Origin of the sequence: Cupriavidus basilensis (genome assembly GCF_000832305.1) — a bacterium.
GTDB lineage: Bacteria > Pseudomonadota > Gammaproteobacteria > Burkholderiales > Burkholderiaceae > Cupriavidus > Cupriavidus basilensis_F.
On record NZ_CP010536.1, the window covers coordinates 1,824,141 to 1,842,324 of the forward strand.

Consider the following 18,184-nt stretch of genomic DNA (forward strand, 5'->3'; position numbering starts at 1 on the left):
ATGGCGAAGCTGCCTGATTTCGAAGGACTTGCTATGTTCGCGAAGGTCGCCGAGGAAGGCTCATTCGCGGCTGCGGCGCGCGCGATGGGCGTGTCGGTGGCGACGGTGTCGCGCGGCGTCGCCCGTCTCGAAGACCGGCTGGGCGCGCGGCTTTTCAACCGCACGTCGCGCCAACTCTCGCTCACCGAGTTCGGCCGGACGATCTGCGAGAAAGCCGGAGAGATCTACCGTCAGGCTGAAGAAGCAGAAAGCGCCGCGCGCGAGATGTCGGTGCAGCCGCGCGGACTGGTGCGCTTGGCTGTACCGATGTCGTTCGGGCTGCGCTGGGTAGCGCCGCTGCTGCCCGCATTCTTTCGCGCGTACCCGGAGGTGTCGATCGACCTGCATCTTTCGGATGCGTCAGTCGATCTGGTTGCCGATGGGTTTGACGCCGCACTGCGCATTGCCGCGCTGCCTGATTCGTCGCTGGTGGCGCGACGCCTGTGCGCGGTCACACAATTCGTGGTGGCGTCGCCCGCGTACCTGAAGCGCGAAGGGCGGCCCGCGCATCCGCGCGAACTGGCGGGCCGGCCATGCCTTTCATACGCGTATCGCGCGCGCAGCGATTTGTGGCGCTTCACTAACGCGGCGGGCGAGGAGGAGCCGGTCGTGCCGACCGGCCCGTTGCGCGTGACGAATTCCGATGCGCTGCTGCCCACGCTGCTCGACGGCCTCGCAATTGCCGAGTTGCCCGAATTCATCGCCGGCGAATATCTGGCCGATGGCCGCCTCGAAGCGATCCTCACCGACTGGTCACTGACGAAAGGCGGTCTTTACTTCGTCACGCCATCGGCGCGCGCACGTCCTGCGAAGGTGGCGGCGCTGTCCGATTATTTTGCGGAGCATCTCTCGGAGCCGTCATGGCGATGGCCGAAGTAACGCGTTGGCGAGATTGAGCCCGCAGTCTGGATGGCCGAGGATCATTGCATTTTTGCAATGATGAATTTCAAACAATTCAATTTCGCAAATATCGCGCGATCCGTATTCTCCTTTCCACCGGCTGCACGACATCACGTCGAAGGCCAACCAACCACACGGAAACGGAGCATTACGATGAACACGCAATCCACGCCGAATACGCCTGACACCGCAACCGTCGCCTTCCTCGATGCGCTCAACCGCGCAACCGGCCCGGCGATCGAAACGCTCATGCCCGTCCAGGCGCGAGAAGTCCTGGCGGGCGCCCAGCGCAGCGCGCCGGTCGACGTGTCGGGCATCGACGTCAAGCGCCGCACGATCGAACAGGATGGCCTCGTCGTGCCGGTCGTCGTCCTCAAGCCGCGGAATGCGCTTGGCGTGCAGCCCGTGTTCATGTTCTTCCACGGTGGCGGCTGGATTCTTGGCGATTACCCGACGCACGAGCGTCTCGTGCGCGACCTCGTCGTCCAGTCGGGCGCAGCAGCGGTGTTCGTTGAATACACGCCCTCTCCCGAAGCGCGTTATCCGGTCGCGGTCAACGAGGCCTATGCCGCGACGAAATGGGTCGCCGCACATGGCGAGGAAATCGGCGTCGATGGTGCACGGCTTGCCGTCGTGGGCAACAGCGTGGGCGGCAACATGGCGGCGGTCATCAGCCAGATGGCGAAGGACCGGCAGGGTCCGGCCATCCGCTTCCAGGGACTCATGTGGCCGGTGACGGACCACGCGTTCGACAACGCCTCGTACGATGCCTTCGCCAATGGATACTTCCTGAGCCGCGACATGATGAAGTGGTTCTGGGACGCGTACACGACCGATGAACGCGAGCGAAACGAACGCTACGCGTCGCCGCTGCGCGCATCTATCGACGAGCTGAAGGGCTTGCCGCCCACGCTCATTCAGACCGCGCAGTTCGACGTGCTGCGCGACGAAGGCGAAGCATACGGACATCGGCTCGACCAGGCGGGTAACGACGTGACGACGACGCAGTACAAGGGGACGATCCACGACTTCGGCCTGCTCAACGCACTAGCCGCCGACGCCCCAACGCGCGCCGCCATGCAGCAGATGGCGAACGCCTTGAAGACGCGTCTGCAATAAAGCCGCATCCATTCCTTCTTTTTTCGAGCCGATCATGAACAACGCCAAACAACTGCTTTTCGCCTACCTCGAATCGATTCGCGACCCGCGTGCCGCCGCCGCGCTCTTTGCCAGCGACGGCGTGCTGGAACTGCCTTATCTGAAGTCGCTCGGTATCGACGGGCGTGCGGAGGGACCCGAATCGATCGAGGGATTCATTGCTTCGCTGCTTGTGAAAGTACCGGATTTCGCGTTCAGGAACGTGCGCTTTCTGATCGAAACGCCGGAGCAGGTGTTCGCGGAATATGAAGTTGAAGCGCTCGTGCCGTCAACGGGGAAGATCTATCGCCAGATGTACGCCGGACGGCTCGTGGCACGCGACGGCAAGATCTCGCTGCTGCGTGAAGCGCTGGATACGGTGGCGGCGGCGGATGCGTTCGCCGTGACGCGCACCGCTTGATTGTTGCATTGATGAAAGGCCGCTTTGTCGATCGAAGCGGCCTGAGTATATTTCGTGGGATTGGCCGCTCCTGGCCGATTGCCGCCGCTCCCATTAGCTGCCAACCTGTCCGGCGCTCGGCACCGTCCCCACGGTCATAGGTTGTTGCGGCACTGTTTCGCAGACCCTCGCGCGTGCAGCGCGCTTCTGATCCCCATCCCTACCCTGTACCGTCGGTGGTCCGTTTGAGCCACTGGCGCTGGACGAGGAAACCGAGCTACCGATGGACGACGCGAGCGCCGGCCTAGCGGCGCTGCTGGCCGATCCGGCTATTCAGGGGGAGGAGAGGATGCTGCTGACTGAGGTTGGCGCCACGCTTTATCGGCTGGGCATAGATATGCGGGTGCGGGCGTCGCCGGATATGTGATGAGTACGCGTTACGATTTCGTTACTGGTTTGCTCGGGAGCCCGGAATAGACTGGACGGTACACGCCCATCAATCACGTGGGTTTTTGGAGATCGAGATGCGGAAGATCAAGATGTTCGCCAGCTTGGCGCTGGCGGCGTGTACTCTCACTTCGGCGGCAGGCTATGCCCAAGATAGGAGCCCCGGCGGCGATGATCGCGGAAGGCCGACCATGGGTCACGATCATGGGCAGAATCACGATAACCAGCGCGGCTACAACGACCGAGGTCGAGATGGTGACCATGGCCGGGACGGCGACCACGGTCAGCAAGGTGACAGAGGCTGGGAAGGTGACAGGGGCAGAGGACCGATGGACCATGGGTACGGCCCTGACCGTCGCGCCGATCGCCCGGGGCCCGGCAGCTGGCATAAAGGTGAAAGGGTCCCCTCGGAATACCGTCAGCGTCAGTACGTGATCGATGACTGGCGCGCCTATCGGCTGTCACCTCCGCCGCGCGGATACCAGTGGGTGGGCGTTGGCGGGGACTATTTCCTGGTCGCCGTTCCGACTGGCGTGGTCTTCCAGGTGGTCATCGGGCGCTAGGTTGCGGGCAATGGAATCGGCGTCTAGCGGGACGTACCTTTCACCAGTCGAGTATTGGTGCGCTTGCTTGTCGCAGCCTCTTTCGGGCTGGCCGGCGCGCTCGCCACCTTTGTTTTGCCGGCAACCACGTTGCCGGTTGTTGATTTACGCGGGCCGGCAGAGGGCTTGACTGGTAGCTTCCTTGTCGCCGATTTATTGGCTTCCGCAGTCTTCGCAGTCTTCGCAGTCTTGGCGGTCGCAGGTGGCTTGGGGGTTGCCGGGACAGCCGACCGGGTCGCCTTCTTCGCTGTCGCCTTACCTGCGGGTGGCTTGTTACGTCCGGCGGCAGGCCTTGGCGGCGCGTAAGCGTCGGCCATCTCGATGCCAAACACATCGGCCACCAGCGCGTCGTCGAGCACCTTGCTGGCAGTGGGTCGTTTGGTGGGTTTGGGCAGGCCAGCGGCGGCCTGCTTGACGAGATCGCTGGCATCGACGCGGCGCAAGGCAAAGAGCAATTCCGGCTGTTGGTCGAGCCGCGCGCCGACGCCGTACAGTACGGCAGCAACGTGCTTGCACATTGACGCCCAGTCCGGACAACTGCATTGGAACCTGATTTCCTTCGGCACCGGGAAAAGACCGGTGCCGGATTTGCAGATGCGCTCCATCACCGCTGTCGAGAGCTTGCCCTGCAAGAGTTCCACGATCGAATTGATCGATCCCGCGCAATCGGCGCCAATCGCTCGCCATTGCTTTTCAGTACACGCCGTCACGGTCACGGCGACCGTGTAGAGGCTCGAGCCCATTACCTGCGCGCGGACTTCGCCTGCCGTAATCTGAAGGTCGATCACGGAGCCGTTGCGCACATAGGTGCGGCCGCGCGGCAGGCGGTTGGCATAGTCGCTGTAGCGTTCCAGATTGTCGCACCAGGCCTTGCCCCAGAACGTCTTGGCGATGGCGCCGCGATACGACGCGATTGGCGACAGGACCGCACCAACCTTCTTCGCCTTCGCGGCGGCCCGTTCAGCCTTCTTTTTGCGCTCGGCGACCGAGACATAGGGCTTCCACCCCCCGTAACCGTAATCCATTGCTTCCTCTTGACGGTCAGTTTTCCTGCGCGGCATAAACGTCGAGCTTCACGAGATCGAGCAATTCGCGATCGCTCATCTCGGTGAGCAGGAGTTCTGCGCCGCCCTCCAGCACATCCTGCACCAGTTGCTGCTTCGCTTCGATCAACTGGTCGATACGGTCCTCGATCGTGCCACGGCAGATGAACTTATGCACCAGGACGTTCCTCTGCTGGCCGATACGAAATGCGCGATCGGTCGCCTGGTTTTCCACGGCCGGGTTCCACCAGCGGTCGTAGTGGATCACATGCGAAGCGGCGGTGAGATTCAGACCCGCGCCACCGGCCTTGAGCGAGAGCACGAAGAAGGGGATCAGTTCATCTTCCTGGAATCGCTTGACCAGTTCGCGGCGCTTGGCTACCGGGGTGCCGCCATGGAGCACCAGGCCTTCGCGGCCAAAGATCGAACCCAGAAATGCCGCCAGCGGCTCGGTGGTCTCGCGGAACTGGGTGAATACCAGCACCTTTTCCTGCTTGGCGGCAATGACTTCGGCCAGTTGGCGCAGGCGGGCGAACTTGCCGCTGTCTTCCGCCTTCCAGGCCGCGTCGCCCAACCACTGCGACGGATGGTTGCAGATCTGCTTGAAGCGCATCAGGAAGCTCAGCACGACACCCTTGCGGCCAATGCCTTCGGCGTCTTCCAGCGCGGCGGCCAGATCCTTCACCGCACGCTGATAAAGTGCCGCCTGGCTCGGGCTCAGGTGGCACCAGGCCTTGAGTTCGGTCTTGTCCGGAAGGTCGTCGATGACCCGCTTGTCGGTCTTCAGGCGGCGCAGGATGTAGGGCCGCACGAGCGTTCGCAGCGGACCGAAGTGCTCGGCCTTCGCCAGCCGCCTGGTAAAGCTGGCAAAGACTTTGTCCGAGCCCAGCAGGCCGGGGTGTGTGAAATCGAAGATGGACCACAGATCGGACAGGCGGTTCTCCACGGGCGTTCCGGTCAGTGCGATGCGCGATTGTGCCTGGAGCTGCTTGACCTGCCGCGTTTGCCTGGCGCCCGGATTCTTGATCGCCTGGGCTTCGTCGACAATGGCAACGCGCCATTGGACGGCCCCCAATACCGGCTGGCGAAGCAACGAGCCGAAGCTGGTGATGACGAGATCGATGTCCGCAAGCCGCGCGGGGTCCAGCGCACGCAAATCGGCCGCCGGCATGACCGACGGATGGGCGATCAGCAGGCGCAGGCCGGGGGCAAAGCGCTCGGCCTCCGCCGCCCAGTTGGCCAGCAGCGATGCGGGGGCGACCAGCAAACTGGGCCGCGCCTCGGCGCTTTCGCGCTTGAGCACGAGCAGCAGCGAGAGTACCTGCATGGTCTTGCCCAGGCCCATGTCATCGGCCAGGCAAGCGCCCAGTCCGAGCCGGGTGAGCAGGTACAACCACCGCACGCCGGCTTGTTGGTAGGGCCGCAGCTTGGCCTTGAGTTCCGCGCCTGGGCTGATCTGCGCCAAGCCCTGCGGCTGACGTAATTCCTGCAGGATATCGGCCAGCCAGGGTCCTGCAACAAGCTGCGACCAGTCGTGGTCAGCGGGGTCGGCGCTATCGTCGAGCGAAACACCGGCCAGAAGGCGTAGGGCCTCATTGAGCGGCAGACCGGTTTGCGCCGCCTTTTCCATGGCCTCGAATCGCTTCATGAGGCGACCGAGTTTTTTCTTGTCCACCTCGACCCAGCGCCCACGGATGAGTTGCAAGCCGTCGGCGCCCTTGAGCAGATCCCTGACCTCGGCGGCGCTCAGACGCTCGCCGTCGAGGGAGACTTCCATGTTGAAATCGAGCAGCGCTTCCTTGCCCAGGAGCGAAGGCGGTTGGGCTCCGACGCTGGCTTTCACGACGGGGCGAGCGGGACGGCCAGCCTGCCAGACGCCTGGGGTGCGTACGACAATGCCGGCGGCTTCGAGTTTGGACAGGTCCGAGAGAAAGCGATGGGCGTCGAGCGGCGTCCAGCGCAGCGGATGGTATATCTCGCCGGTGTCCACCATGTCGCGAAGCCAGTCGCAGTGTTCCGCGGCGCGCTGCACCGGCAGCAGCAATGACAGGAGCTGCGCCTTGCTGCTGGCTCCGGAGAATTCCGCCAGGGCTTGCGACAGTGGCTGATGTTGCGCTTTGCCATGGGCCGACAGGCGCGAGGTGTAAGTCGCAAGAAAGGCGAACGGTGACTCCGGATCCTTGCGGTTCTCAGCGAGGTTGAAATGCACGCGACCGACGAGATTCCAGGCCGGGTGGCGCAATTTGAGGAAATCCTGAAGCGAGACCTTTGCGCTCGCCAGCTCCTGGCGCAAGGCGGAATCGATCTCGCCCCACAGCGTGCCCAGCACCGCTGGCGTGAGATACTCGCCGCCCGTCATCGGTGGCGCATCGGCAATCATGGCATCAAGATCCTTGGGCGCAGGCGTTGCGACCACGATCTCGGCGCCTTCGGGCGTAGCGCACAAGGCGGTGACATAGCGCGCGGCAACATCGCGCCACCAGGCCCAGGCGGGGGGCAAGATGCGGCCGATTTCCGCCGCTCCCAGATGCAGCAGGCCATGCCCCGCCCCCAGCGCAAAAGCACTCCCAAGCCGCAGTCGCGTGTCATCTGCCATGATTGGCGCGCCGTCCTCCGGCATCGCAAGCAGGTGTCCGCCGGGCGTCAGATGTGGTGCGAGCATGTCGGGAGCCGTCACGAGCGACCACCCCAATCGCACGGTTGGTGCAAGCGCTGAAGCCGCATGTGTTCAAGGCAGGCGGCTGAGGAATCAAACAGCGGGCCCTCCGGCATGGTTCGGGCCGGGCGAATCTCCGTTTGCGTCTGGCATGGCCGAACTATCGGGTCGACCAACCGTCCGGGGTATGCCTGTGCGCTGCGTTGCACATGTCTGGTGAACTGTCTTTTCATCTGCTGTAGGACAACCTGATCGCTTATAGTTGCTCACGGAAGCTCGCCCCCGACTCTGCCGCCGGCTGACCAACCTTCAACCTTCGCGGCGGTCCGCCGCGAAGGTCTGAATTTTGCCAAAAGAAACACGACTTTCCATGAAAGGGTACCAAGATTTCAGTTCTTAGCGGATCTGCCAGCGGCGGGGTGTTTCGTGGCAGCAGCGAGGCGGGTTCTGCTACCGCAATGCGCAGATTTAGCTCTGCGACCGGCAGGGCACGATGCCGGATTGGCTGCGGCGGGTGGTCAATGCCGGGCGGTCGGTGGCCTTATTCTTTTCTGCTCATTGATAATGAATAGCCAGAGCGCGGTGCCGTCGCTGGCACGCGCGGTCTGGCACGACTTTGGGTGGAGGGCTGGCCATGGCGTTGCAGCTGCTGTTCGCGCTGTTCACGAAGCATCTCGTGTGCGACTTTCTGTGGCAGCCGCGCTGGATGCTGGCCGGCAAGGGCGACTTTCGCAGCCCGGGTGGCTATGCCCACGCAGGGTTGCATGGCCTGTGTACCGCTACGCTGCTTGGTGGCTTCGGTGTGGCCCACTGGCTCTGGCTAGGGATCTTCGACGCCGTCGTCCACTACATGGTTGACCGCTGGAAGGTGCGCCTGGGCCGAAGCGCCAATCTGACGCCGGACCGGCCGCAGTTCTGGTGGGCATTTGGCGTGGACCAGTACGCGCACGTGCTGACCTACCTCGCGGTGGTCTGGCTCGTCGGGAGGCTGAACTGACTCGTCGAAGCAAAGCGCTGGCCCGACAAACAGGGAGCGGATAAGAAGCGGCTCATCGGGGCGCGGTGGCGCAAAGCGTCAAAGCCCGGTACTTGCGGGGAACAATGCGGCGCAGTCCCGACAGGCACGAGCGTAGAGGCGGGTGCGTTAAAAGCATTGACCGGATCGATCTGGCAGTTCCTGGCCGACCTGCAGGCCGCTGGCGCCGTGCAGACAAACGCCCGTCACCCGGGGGAGCTTGCAGAAGGCGTCGACCTTGATCCCATCGCAGCGGGAACGATTGTCACGATCAGCGAGTAGAGCTTGTCGAGGTTGTCGAGGTTGTCTTTGAGTTCGGCCCCGGCAAGTGGATCCCGATTGGCGGCGAACGCAGTGTCAATCACGTTCCAGTCGTCCGACGTCAACAGACGCTGCGCTGCCGGCAAGACCACATCCTCTTCCAGATGCATGTGATTGAAATAAAATTTGGCGTATTTCTCCACCAGGTCGCGAAATGCCGGGAATGCGGCACTGCCCTCCAGCTCATAGCGGGCGAGCGCATGCTCCAATTCCCGCTCCAGCGTCTCGCCCTTGGCGTGCTGGGCTTCCAGTTCAGCAAGCGTCCCGTCGAGTTCGCTGGTCCGCTCCCGCAATCGCGCAAACAGGAAGCGGTCTTCTTTGGGATGGTGCACCTGCTCTGGATACTCGCGAATGTAGTAGAGCATCGCGCGAAATACCATAAGACCCGGCGCCTTCTCTCCTTCATCGATCCGACGCACGAAATGCAGCATGCCATTCATCACGGTCGACAACCGTTCGTGTTCGTCCTGGATAATGCGCACCGCATTGCATTGCTGTGGAAAGTGCATGATCAACTCCTTCGGGGCCAGGTATGCCTCATTCCCGTTCATTGATTCCATCGCGATTCCTTTCCTGACAGCCACTTCCTGGTGTTCGATGGTCGTCCGGCGTGCCTGGCATTTCGCCGGCCTTGACTGGGGAATCGATGCCCCAGTCGCCACACGCGAGCCAGTCCTCTCCAAGCAATTCAATCGGGTGCTGTGTGCGACTCGAGCCATTTCCACATCGCATCGAGTCAACGGGACAATACTTGTCGCATCCCCAGCAGATCCGCTCGGGATGATTCGGATACAAAGGAAATTTCTTAGCCATCTCGCCGGGAACCGATTACCCATTACCTATTGCCTACGATGAACCTTAGACCGTCCTGAAAGATGCGCACGTGACCAAGATCAATGGAAATCGAATGACACCTGCGGATGTGTTTCCTGTTATGTGAAGCGTCGGCGAGTTGCAGTCGGACAGTGCCGAGACACAGCTTCTGCCCGAGCCATTCACTGCGCAGATAGTCCGTGAGCCGGCGCACGTTCGGGGATGCCAAGAAGGCCGGTGCGGCAGAGTTGGTGCTGTCGTTGGCGGCAAGCGCTAGCGCTTTACGCTGGCAACTTGCGCGCCCAGGTAGCATTGGTGACGTTGGAGGGCGGGCAAGGCGTTGCAATCCCGCAATGCAGCGGGGTGGGTGCCAACCTGCTCATACGCTGACTCGTTTAGCTTGGAATGGCGTAGGGGTCTTGATCACGAATACCCGTTTGTTCAGAACAGCCTTACTGCCCCATAGCCGCCTTTACGTGCTCAATGAGCCTCTCGATCAGCTTCTCGATCAGCCTCGGAAACCGTGACTCCACCATAAGCGCTGCCTTCAGCATCTGGTGAAAGCTGCCCTCAGCCGCCGATATAGGACATCTCGATCTTGTTCTCGGCGCGCGCCTGGCGCACCGCGGGGTCGCTGCGCTGTTCGGAGTAGTGATCGGTGCGGCCTTGCCAGACCCCGGCGATGGCGTTCGAGATTTCCAGGTCGCTGTGCTCGCCGCGCAGCAGCGCGCGCAGGTCGTAGCCTTCGGTGGCGAACAGGCACAGGTAGAGCCGGCCTTCGGTCGACAGGCGGATGCGGCTGCAGTCGCCGCAGAAGGCGTGGGTCACGCTGGAGATCACGCCGATCTCGCCGGCGCCGTCGCGGTAGCGCCAGCGCTCTGCGGTCTCGCCACTGTAGTTGGCTGGGATGGCTTCCAGCGGGAAGGCCGCGTGGATGCGGCGCACCACATCGGCCGAGGGCAGCACCTCGTCCATCTGCCAGTGGTTGCTCGCGCCCACGTCCATGAACTCGATAAAGCGCATGATGATGCCGCTGCCGCGGAAATGCGCGGCCATCGGCACGATTTCCCCGTCGTTGGTGCCGCGCTTGACCACCATATTGACCTTGATCGGCGCCAGGCCGGCCGCCTGGGCGGTCTCGATGCCGTCCAGCACGTCGCGCACCGCGAAGTCAACATCGTTCATGCGGCGGAAGGTGGCGTCGTCGATGGCGTCCAGGCTCACACTCACCCGCGTCAGGCCGGCGTCGCGCAGCGCGCGCGCCTTGCGGGCCAGCAGCGAGGCGTTGGTGGTGAGGGTGAGGTCCAGCGGCTTGCCGGACACGGTGTCGATGCGCGCCAGCATTTCCACCAGCTTCTCGATGTTCTTGCGCAGCAGCGGCTCGCCGCCGGTGAGGCGGATCTTCTCGACGCCGTGCGCAACGAAGAGGCGCGCCGCGCGTTCGATTTCCTCGAAGCTCAGCAACTCGGAATGGGGCAGGAAGGTGTAGTCCTTGTCGAACACTTCCTTGGGCATGCAGTAGACGCAGCGGAAATTGCAGCGATCCGTGACCGAGATGCGCAGATCATGGAGCGGGCGGCCGCGCGTGTCGGCAACCAGCCCGGACGGTGCGGTGAGCACGGCCGGAATGCCTGGCGTCATCGAGCGGTAGCGATGATCGCGCAGGTCGAAAATGGGAATGACGGATTCGGTCATGTCTCGAGGGCAAGTGATGCGCGGCCGCTTCAGCCGGGCGCAGTCAGCCCGCGCTCGACGGCGTAGACCGCGATCTGCACGCGGCTCGTCAGGTTGAGTTTCTTGAGGATATTCTGCACATGGATCTTGACGGTGCTTTCCGCCACGCCCAGCTCGCGCGCGATCTCCTTATTGCTTTCGCCGCGCGTGAGGCCACGCACGATCTCGTGTTCGCGCGAGGTAAGCCGGGGCTCGTCGCTCACGCATGCTGCCGTGGTCGCGGCAGGGTTGGTGGGCGCACGGAATTGCGCGACAAGTTTTGCCGTCATGCTTTGCGAAATGACCGCCTCTCCCGCCGCGGCGCGGCGGATGGCGCCGGTCAGGGTTTCCGTTTCGATATTCTTTAACAGATAGCCCCGGGCGCCGCTGCGCAGGGCGGCCGCCAGTTCCTCGGCTTGCTCCGACACAGTGAGCATCACCACGGCACTCTCGGGCAAGTCTTCCACCAGCAACTGCAGGGTTTCAAGCCCCGACAGGCCGGGCATGTTCAGGTCCAGCAGGATCACATCGGGCCGGTGCTGCTTGGCCCGCTTGATGCCTTCCACGCCATCCGCCGCTTCGTCGACGATTTCGAAATCGGTCTGGCGCGCAAGCAGGGCGCGCACGCCCGAGCGAAACAGGGAGTGGTCGTCTATCAGGAGGATGCGGATGGTCATGATATTCACTTGAACGAAGTAGGCGAGCGAGGGCGGCCGGCGGCCGTGGCGTTGGTTACCGCGGCAGAATGAGCTCAACGCGCGTGCCCGTGCCGCGCGCGGCCACGATCCGGAGGCTGGCCGAAAGCCGGGCCGCCCGCTCGCGCATGATGTGCAATCCCACGTGGGCCTGATCGTCGGCGGCCGGCTCCATGGGGTCGAAGCCTTCGCCATCGTCCTCCACGACCATGCTGAAGGTGCGCCCATTGCGCACGATGACGCTGGCGTGGCCGGCGCGCGCATGCTTTCGCACATTGGACAGCGCCTCCTGCAGGATGAACAGCACCTGCAATTGCTGCTCCGGCTGCAGGGGCGGCCCGCCCTGCGCGTCATTGAACGCCAAGGCAAGCTCCGTTGCGCTCTGGCGGCGGAAGCGCGCCACGGTGTCTTCCACTGCCTGGCGCAACTCACCATGCGCCAGCTTGCTGCGGAAGTTGAGCAGGAGTTCGCGCACATCCTGATAGCTTTCTTCCACACCGCAACGCAACAGCGGCACGATGGTGCGAGTCTCGTCCATATCGCTGCGCGAGACCGCGTCTTCCAGCACCTGCACCTGCAGGTTCAGGTAGTTGAGGCCCTGGGCAATGCTGTCGTGCAGGCCCTGTGCTACCAGGTTGCGCTCTTCCACCACCGCAAGCTGGCGCGCGGTTTCCGACAGGTGCAGATGATCCAGCGCCACGCCGAGATGCTGTCCGAAGGTCTCGAGCAGGCGGATATCCGAGGCGGGCAGCGTCAGCGGCTGGCGGAAGTGCAGGGAGAAGGTGCCTAGCACCGTGCGCTGCGTTTCTATGCGGAACACCGCAAGCCCCGGGAAGCCTTCCCTCGCGCAGCCGAAGCGCGCATCGGACGCTGGCCGGCCGGCCGAGAGTGCGGCTCCCTTGCTGAGATCTTCAATCAGTACGACGGATTCGCTGGCCGCCTCGCCACAAAAACACGCGTCCACCCTCATGCAGTGCTCGGCTTCTTCCAGTGCAGCCGAGTAGCCAGCCGACACCACAAGGTGCAGCTGGCCGTGGTCCGCATCGATCATGCGCACGCTGCCGCCGTCGGCATTGAACTGCTGCATCACGCGCTCCAGGAAGCCGCGGCAAAGCGCCTCGCTGTCATTCGGCATATTGAGAAGGGCGGCCATGTCGTAAAGCGCCGCGAGGTCGCGGTTGTGCCGCGCCAGCTCGGCGGTCTTCTGCGCCACGCGTGCTTCCAGGTCCTGGTATAGCCCCTCCAGTTCGCCGGCCATCCGGTTGAAGCCGTCCGCCAGCATGCCGAACTCGTCGCGCGTCTCCACCGGCAGGCGCAGGGAGAACTCCCGCGCGGCCATGCGCTGCAAGCCATCCTGCAAGCGCATGACCGGAAGGATGATCCAGATGTAGAGCAGGTAGATGACGGCCACCGTACCCATGCAGGCCATTGCCGCGAGTCCGGCCTGAGACAGCCGCAGCAGGGTGGTCTTGGTGGCGTTCTCCTGCTCGATCATGCTGACCAGGCGATTGACCTGATCGACAAAGGCGGCCAGCGCGGCAGGGTAGGCAGGCGCTTCGCCGGTTGCGACGCCCAGGTCGGCGAGCGCGCTGGGCTTGATGCGCTGGTTCCAGTCATGGCTGACCCGTTCCAGTTGTGCGCGGATGCCGGGGTCGTCCGGCAGGAACAAGGGCCGCGCCGGATCGCCTTGGCGCAGGCGTGCCAGAGTGGCATCCATCCCGGTGATCTGCGCATCCAGTTGATGGCGCTCGCCGGCATGTGCCCTGGCCAGTTCGATGGCGACGCGATTGGCGCGCATGCGCAGGCTGCCCGCATCATTGATGGCCGCGCCCGCGCCTTCGAGCTGCCATGACAGCCACAGCGTCCCGGAAATCATGGCCAGCACGATCAGTAGCGCGCCCAGCGAGAGCGAGACGATGCGTGTCGACAGCCGGTGGCGCAAACCAGGCAACGCTGCCTGGCCAGGCAGCGCCGGGAAGGACTGCTCCACGGGGGAAGCGTGCCGCGAAGCGCACGGGGAAGCGGGCGGGAAAGCGGACGGGGAAGGGGGCGTGAGATCTACCATATGGCTCCGGCCCCCCGGCGGACGTCTTCGGTCTGGATCGGCGCTTCAGGGGCTTGTCGCATTATTGACGCGAAGCCGGCGTGGCGACTTGCGCAAAATCAATATCCCCTGCGTCGCCGGGTGGCGCTTGGCTAACTTTCCTTAAATATCATGGCGTGACGCAATTTCCGGCGTCGAGACCGGGATGAATCGGTCAGTGCGGTGAGGCGGGTGCAGTCAAATGGCCGGGGCCACCGTGCCCCGCTGCGTGCCGGCGCCCGCGGGCATTTCGCCGGTGAGCAGGTAATGCATCAGTTCGCGCACCGGACGGATGGCTTCGCCGAACGGCAAGGCTCCCTTGCCGCGGAAGAACAGCCCCCGTTCCACGTCGCCGCGCATGGCCTGGGCCAGCTTGAGGTCGATGCAGAACTGGCCCACGCGGCCGACGCCATCGCGCAGGCCGCAGGCCTGCAGGCAGTCGAAGCCTTCGAGGCAGTCGCGCACCTTGGCGCGGGTCTGCAGCGCGGCTTCACGCGACAGGTAACGCTTGAGCCAGGGCGTCAGCACGGCGCGTGCTGGCAGGCCGGCCACGCTGGTGAATTCACTCAGTTGTCCGGGATGCGCACTGGCCAGGACTTCCTTGAAGGCCGGGTGTGCATCGCCTTCCTCGGTGACGGCAAAGGCCGTGCCCAGTTGCACGGCGGCGGCGCCTTGATCCAGCCAGTGACGGACTTTGGCGTGGGTGTTGATGCCGCCGGCAAGGATCAGGGGTACGCTGTCCCAGGCCAGCCCCAGCCCGGCGAACAGTTCACGGCATTCGGCCAGCACGCGGGTGAAGGAGAAGCGCTGGTCGCCGAGGTCCTCGATGCGCGAAGCCCCGAGGTGGCCGCCGGCGTGCGCCGGATGTTCGACGACGATCGCGTCCGGCAGGCGGTTTTTCTTCATCCACTTGCGCAGCACCAGGCCGATGCCACGGGAATCCGACAGGATCGGGATCAGCGCAATGTTCGGGTGGCCGGCCGTGAGCTCGGGCAGGTCGAGGGGCAGTCCCGCGCCCATCACGATCGCATCGGCCCCGCTCTCGCAAGCCTGCCGGACCAGCGCGGCATGCGAGCTGACTGCTTTCATGACGTTGACCGCGATGGCGCCGCGCCCGCCGGAGAGCCGCCGCGCGCCCTGGATCTCGCGATCCAGGGCCACCAGGTTCGCCGCTTCCGTCTTGGCCTTGTCGCGTGATTTGGCGGTGGCCGCCAGCAGGTCCGGATGATGGTGGCGCAGATCGATGCTGGCAATGGTGCCCATGCCGTTCTGGCTCGCCACCGCGCCCGCGAGCCGGTGCGCGGAGATGCCGATACCCATGCCGCCCTGTACCACCGGGACCAGCCGGCGGCCCATCAGCTTTAGCCATTGCTCTTGCATATCACCCTCGATAAGACATCCCGCTCGCCGGCGGAGGTGCCGGGCGATACAGGAAACCGGCATAGGGTTGCATGGGCAGGTGGCCAGGGAATTGCGCTGGATCAAGCCGCGCACGGCACGATACCAATGGCCTATGCCACTCGGCGGAGGGCCGCTGTTCCATGCGCGCGCCACAGCCCACGCTTTTGCGCCTGGTCAACTGGTTCGCCCCCGGGCTTGGCTAGGATCGTGCCTCACAGGCGTTCGCCGCCACCGTGGCGCATGCGGACTCCTAAACCCCGTTGACCCTGTTGACCCCGTTGACCCCGTTGAGCCTATCCAATGACATCCAACACATCCGGCGCAACGCGCCGACCGCAACTGGTTGCGCCCGCCGGCTCGCTGGCGGCGCTGCGCGTGGCGCTGCAACGTGGCGCCGACGCCGTCTACCTTGGCCTGCGCGACGCCACCAATGCGCGCAACTTCGGCGGGCTGAACTTCACCGAGGCCGACATCCAGGCAGGCGTGGCCGAGGCCCATGCGCAAGGCGCGCAAGTCTTGTTCGCCATCAATACCTTCGCGCAGATGGGTGCGGTGACGTGCTGGCATCGCGCCGTCGATGCCGCGGCGGAACTCGGCGCTGACGCGGTCATCATGGCCGACCCCGGCCTCATGGCCTATGCCCGCGAGCGCCATCCGCAACTGCGTCTTCATCTGTCGGTGCAAGGCTCGGCCACGCATGCCGACGCCATCGAGCTGATGCGCGCGCGTTTCGGCATACACCGGGTGGTGCTGCCGCGTGTGCTGACGCTGGCGCAGATCGGCAAGCTAGCGCGCCAGACCGATGTCGAGCTCGAAGTGTTTGGCTTCGGCAGCCTGTGCGTGATGGCCGAAGGCCGCTGCCTGCTGTCCTCTTACGCGACTGGTGACTCGCCGAACAACAAGGGGGTGTGCTCGCCCGCGCACGCGGTACGCTGGGAAGAGCGCGAGGGAACCATGCAGGCGCGGCTGTCCGGCATCCTGATCGACAGCTACGCGCCGGGCGAGGCCGCCGGCTATCCGACGTTGTGCAAAGGGCGATTCGAGGTGGAAGGCGAACGGGGCTATGTGCTCGAGGAACCGACCAGCCTCAATGCGCTGTCGCTGCTGCCGGCGCTGATCGGCATGGGCATCGCTGCCATCAAGATCGAAGGCCGCCAGCGCAGCCCGCGTTATGTGGGCGATGTGGTCGGCGTGCTGCGCGCGGCGATCGACGCGGCGTGTACCGATCCGGCGCGTTTCACAGCACGGCAGGAATGGCAGGGCGTGCTTGGCCGGCACGCCGAGGGTGACCAGGTTACCCAGGGCGCGTACGACCGGCCGTGGCGCTAAGGCAGGTCCGTCGCGCCTTTGCCGGCTGCATTCCTCATGCCTCACGGCATGCCAACTTTCTTCTGGAACCCAACTACCCATGAACGATTCGATGATCGACCCCGCCGCCGCCACGGCGGCCCGCTTGGGCATCTCGCTCGGCCCGCTGCTGTACTACTGGCCGCGTGCCACGGTCATGCAGTTCTATGCCGAGGTCGCGCACTCCGCGGTCGACCGCGTCTACCTGGGCGAAACCGTCTGTACCCGGCGTCATGAGCTGCGCCATACCCACTGGCTGGAGATCGCGCAGATGCTGCAGGAGGCCGGCAAGGAAGTCGTGCTCTCGACGCCGGTGCTGGTCGAGTCCGACAGCGATATTGCCTGCATGCACCGCGTTTGCGAGCAGACAGAATATCCGGTCGAGGCCAACGACCCCGGCGCGGTCAACCGGATGCATGGACGCCCCTTCGTGTGCGGACCGCATCTCAACGTGTACCACGCGGATACGCTGGCCTGGCTGAGCGGGCTGGGCGCCGTGGCATGCGTGCCACCGCTGGAAATGGACCGCACCGCGCTGGCGGCGCTGGCGGCGGCTCGCCCGGCAGCCACGGGGCTGGAGGTACTGGTCTGGGGCCGCATGCCGCTGGCGTTTTCGGCGCGTTGTTTCACCGCGCGCCATCACAGGCTGCGCAAGGACAACTGCGAGTTCCGCTGTCTGGATTACCCGGATGGCCTGGTGGCCTCGACCGGGGAGGGCCAGCCATTCTTCACGCTCAACGGGGTGCAGATCCAGTCCGCGACTTGTCTCGACCTGTGCGCCGAAGTGCCGGCCTTGATGGCCATGGGGATCGACTCCGTGCGTGTCAGCCCGCATGCCAGCGCCACGCTGGATGTCGTGGCAGCGCTCGCGGCACTGCGGTCCGGCGCAAGGACCACGGCATCCGGCGGCCTGCTGCCGGCGGGGGCACAGCCCAGCAATGGCTACTGGGACGCAAAGGCCGGCATCGCCTGGCAGGAGGCACACGCATGATCGGCCCCAAAGCCATGCTGGCACGCCTGCACCGCGCGGTTCCGGCGCAGGCCCAGGCCTTACCCCTGGTGGCCGCGCTGGAGCTTGCGCGGCGGCGTGGCTGGCTGCAGCCACCGGCGGCGCTCGATGGCCACTGCTTCCTGTTGACGGTGGAGGACCTTGGCCTGCAGATACGTTTTCGTTGCGCGGATGGCCGCTTCGCCGCCGGGCCCTTTGACGGCACTCCCCCGACGCTGGCGTTGCGCGCCAAGGCTGTCGATTACCTGCGTCTGCTGGGCGGGCAGGCTGATACCGACACGCTGTTCTTCCAGCGGCGTCTGGTGATCGGCGGCGATACCGCGCTAGGCCTGGAGGTGAAATACTGGCTGGACGCGGTGAGCCGGCCGGAGTGGCTGACCGGCCTGACCAGGCATCTGGCGGCGGGTGCCGTCGCGCCGCACGCTGGCTGATGAGGCGGCAAGGGCGGCTGGGGGAGTGGGTGGGCGCTTGTTATGCCGTCGTGCCAGACCAAGCCATTGGCTTGGCTTCAAGTGGCGCCTGGCCAAACCGCCCCCTCTAGCCAACCCTCTCCCCGTGATGTG

The 18,184-nt window shown here is 64.5% G+C and carries 17 protein-coding genes; 9 read left to right on the plus strand and 8 right to left on the minus strand.

Annotated elements, in window-relative coordinates:
* The 5 genes from RR42_RS08715 to RR42_RS08730 all read left to right on the plus strand — a co-directional run bounded on the left by RR42_RS08715 (nt 1) and on the right by RR42_RS08730 (nt 3,486).
* Nucleotides 1-918 carry a LysR family transcriptional regulator gene (locus RR42_RS08715; RefSeq protein ID WP_043345816.1) on the plus strand — a complete coding sequence of 306 codons (918 nt, stop codon included), beginning with the start codon at nt 1-3 and terminating at the stop codon, nt 916-918.
* 174 nt (nt 919-1,092) lie between these two features.
* Nucleotides 1,093-2,058 carry an alpha/beta hydrolase gene (locus RR42_RS08720; RefSeq protein WP_043345818.1) on the plus strand — a complete coding sequence of 322 codons (966 nt, stop codon included), beginning with the start codon at nt 1,093-1,095 and terminating at the stop codon, nt 2,056-2,058.
* Between the two features lie 34 nt (nt 2,059-2,092).
* Nucleotides 2,093-2,497 carry a nuclear transport factor 2 family protein gene (locus RR42_RS08725; protein WP_043345820.1) on the plus strand — a complete coding sequence of 135 codons (405 nt, stop codon included), beginning with the start codon at nt 2,093-2,095 and terminating at the stop codon, nt 2,495-2,497.
* A 262-nt stretch (nt 2,498-2,759) separates the two neighbouring features.
* Nucleotides 2,760-2,903, plus strand: coding sequence for a hypothetical protein (locus RR42_RS40400; RefSeq protein WP_158408272.1), 144 nt, complete (start codon nt 2,760-2,762; stop codon nt 2,901-2,903).
* Nucleotides 2,904-3,000: 97 nt separating this feature from the next.
* Entirely contained in the window at nt 3,001-3,486 is a 486-nt protein-coding gene (locus RR42_RS08730; RefSeq protein WP_043345823.1) for an RcnB family protein, read from the plus strand.
* Nucleotides 3,487-3,509: 23 nt separating this feature from the next.
* On the opposite strand, the gene RR42_RS08735 is transcribed toward RR42_RS08730, so the two are convergent.
* Complete coding sequence (locus tag RR42_RS08735; RefSeq protein WP_043345825.1) at nt 3,510-4,550, minus strand: hypothetical protein; 1,041 nt, start codon at nt 4,548-4,550, stop codon at nt 3,510-3,512.
* Between the two features lie 16 nt (nt 4,551-4,566).
* Nucleotides 4,567-7,230 carry a DEAD/DEAH box helicase gene (locus tag RR42_RS08740; protein ID WP_043345826.1) on the minus strand — a complete coding sequence of 888 codons (2,664 nt, stop codon included), beginning with the start codon at nt 7,228-7,230 and terminating at the stop codon, nt 4,567-4,569.
* Between the two features lie 628 nt (nt 7,231-7,858).
* Between RR42_RS08740 and RR42_RS08745 the strand changes: the two genes are divergently transcribed.
* On the plus strand, nt 7,859-8,221 hold the full coding sequence (locus RR42_RS08745; RefSeq protein WP_043345828.1) for a DUF3307 domain-containing protein: 363 nt from the start codon (nt 7,859-7,861) through the stop codon (nt 8,219-8,221).
* A gap of 224 nt (nt 8,222-8,445) precedes the next feature.
* Here RR42_RS08745 and RR42_RS08750 read toward each other — a convergent pair whose 3' ends face one another.
* From RR42_RS08750 to RR42_RS08770, 6 genes are all read right to left on the minus strand, one after another.
* On the minus strand, nt 8,446-9,069 hold the full coding sequence (locus tag RR42_RS08750; RefSeq protein ID WP_052494771.1) for a hemerythrin domain-containing protein: 624 nt from the start codon (nt 9,067-9,069) through the stop codon (nt 8,446-8,448).
* A gap of 28 nt (nt 9,070-9,097) precedes the next feature.
* Nucleotides 9,098-9,373: a DUF3079 domain-containing protein gene (locus tag RR42_RS38375; RefSeq protein ID WP_082054836.1), complete on the minus strand. Its 276-nt coding sequence runs from the start codon at nt 9,371-9,373 to the stop codon at nt 9,098-9,100.
* Between the two features lie 570 nt (nt 9,374-9,943).
* A complete protein-coding gene (gene moaA, locus RR42_RS08755) occupies nt 9,944-11,068 on the minus strand; it encodes a GTP 3',8-cyclase MoaA (RefSeq protein ID WP_043345831.1) in 1,125 nt (374 codons plus the stop codon).
* 29 nt (nt 11,069-11,097) lie between these two features.
* Nucleotides 11,098-11,763 carry a response regulator gene (locus tag RR42_RS08760; RefSeq protein WP_043345833.1) on the minus strand — a complete coding sequence of 222 codons (666 nt, stop codon included), beginning with the start codon at nt 11,761-11,763 and terminating at the stop codon, nt 11,098-11,100.
* A 55-nt stretch (nt 11,764-11,818) separates the two neighbouring features.
* Nucleotides 11,819-13,846 carry a type IV pili methyl-accepting chemotaxis transducer N-terminal domain-containing protein gene (locus tag RR42_RS08765; protein WP_082054837.1) on the minus strand — a complete coding sequence of 676 codons (2,028 nt, stop codon included), beginning with the start codon at nt 13,844-13,846 and terminating at the stop codon, nt 11,819-11,821.
* Between the two features lie 216 nt (nt 13,847-14,062).
* Nucleotides 14,063-15,244, minus strand: coding sequence for an NAD(P)H-dependent flavin oxidoreductase (locus tag RR42_RS08770; RefSeq protein WP_043345836.1), 1,182 nt, complete (start codon nt 15,242-15,244; stop codon nt 14,063-14,065).
* 321 nt (nt 15,245-15,565) lie between these two features.
* Between RR42_RS08770 and ubiU the strand changes: the two genes are divergently transcribed.
* From ubiU to ubiT, 3 genes are all read left to right on the plus strand, one after another.
* Nucleotides 15,566-16,594 carry a ubiquinone anaerobic biosynthesis protein UbiU gene (gene ubiU / locus RR42_RS08775; protein ID WP_173430676.1) on the plus strand — a complete coding sequence of 343 codons (1,029 nt, stop codon included), beginning with the start codon at nt 15,566-15,568 and terminating at the stop codon, nt 16,592-16,594.
* Between the two features lie 79 nt (nt 16,595-16,673).
* Nucleotides 16,674-17,603 (plus strand): U32 family peptidase, encoded by a 930-nt coding sequence (locus RR42_RS08780; protein WP_236702001.1) that lies wholly within the window; start codon nt 16,674-16,676, stop codon nt 17,601-17,603.
* Nucleotides 17,600-18,052, plus strand: a complete 453-nt coding sequence (gene ubiT, locus RR42_RS08785; RefSeq protein WP_043345838.1) for a ubiquinone anaerobic biosynthesis accessory factor UbiT — start codon at nt 17,600-17,602, stop codon at nt 18,050-18,052. The genes RR42_RS08780 and ubiT overlap by 4 nt, the downstream gene beginning before the upstream one ends.
* The last annotated feature ends 132 nt before the right edge of the window (nt 18,053-18,184 follow it).

Coding starts and splice junctions, on each gene's coding strand:
- RR42_RS08715 (WP_043345816.1), top strand. CDS start 1: ATGGCGAAGCTGCCTGATTTCGAAGGACTTGCTATGTTCGCGAAGGTC.
- RR42_RS08720 (WP_043345818.1), top strand. CDS start 1,093: ATGAACACGCAATCCACGCCGAATACGCCTGACACCGCAACCGTCGCC.
- RR42_RS08725 (WP_043345820.1), top strand. CDS start 2,093: ATGAACAACGCCAAACAACTGCTTTTCGCCTACCTCGAATCGATTCGC.
- RR42_RS40400 (WP_158408272.1), top strand. CDS start 2,760: ATGGACGACGCGAGCGCCGGCCTAGCGGCGCTGCTGGCCGATCCGGCT.
- RR42_RS08730 (WP_043345823.1), top strand. CDS start 3,001: ATGCGGAAGATCAAGATGTTCGCCAGCTTGGCGCTGGCGGCGTGTACT.
- RR42_RS08735 (WP_043345825.1), bottom strand. CDS start 4,550: ATGGATTACGGTTACGGGGGGTGGAAGCCCTATGTCTCGGTCGCCGAG.
- RR42_RS08740 (WP_043345826.1), bottom strand. CDS start 7,230: ATGCTCGCACCACATCTGACGCCCGGCGGACACCTGCTTGCGATGCCG.
- RR42_RS08745 (WP_043345828.1), top strand. CDS start 7,859: ATGGCGTTGCAGCTGCTGTTCGCGCTGTTCACGAAGCATCTCGTGTGC.
- RR42_RS08750 (WP_052494771.1), bottom strand. CDS start 9,069: ATGCACTTTCCACAGCAATGCAATGCGGTGCGCATTATCCAGGACGAA.
- RR42_RS38375 (WP_082054836.1), bottom strand. CDS start 9,373: ATGGCTAAGAAATTTCCTTTGTATCCGAATCATCCCGAGCGGATCTGC.
- moaA (WP_043345831.1), bottom strand. CDS start 11,068: ATGACCGAATCCGTCATTCCCATTTTCGACCTGCGCGATCATCGCTAC.
- RR42_RS08760 (WP_043345833.1), bottom strand. CDS start 11,763: ATGACCATCCGCATCCTCCTGATAGACGACCACTCCCTGTTTCGCTCG.
- RR42_RS08765 (WP_082054837.1), bottom strand. CDS start 13,846: ATGGTAGATCTCACGCCCCCTTCCCCGTCCGCTTTCCCGCCCGCTTCC.
- RR42_RS08770 (WP_043345836.1), bottom strand. CDS start 15,244: ATGCAAGAGCAATGGCTAAAGCTGATGGGCCGCCGGCTGGTCCCGGTG.
- ubiU (WP_173430676.1), top strand. CDS start 15,566: ATGACATCCAACACATCCGGCGCAACGCGCCGACCGCAACTGGTTGCG.
- RR42_RS08780 (WP_236702001.1), top strand. CDS start 16,674: ATGAACGATTCGATGATCGACCCCGCCGCCGCCACGGCGGCCCGCTTG.
- ubiT (WP_043345838.1), top strand. CDS start 17,600: ATGATCGGCCCCAAAGCCATGCTGGCACGCCTGCACCGCGCGGTTCCG.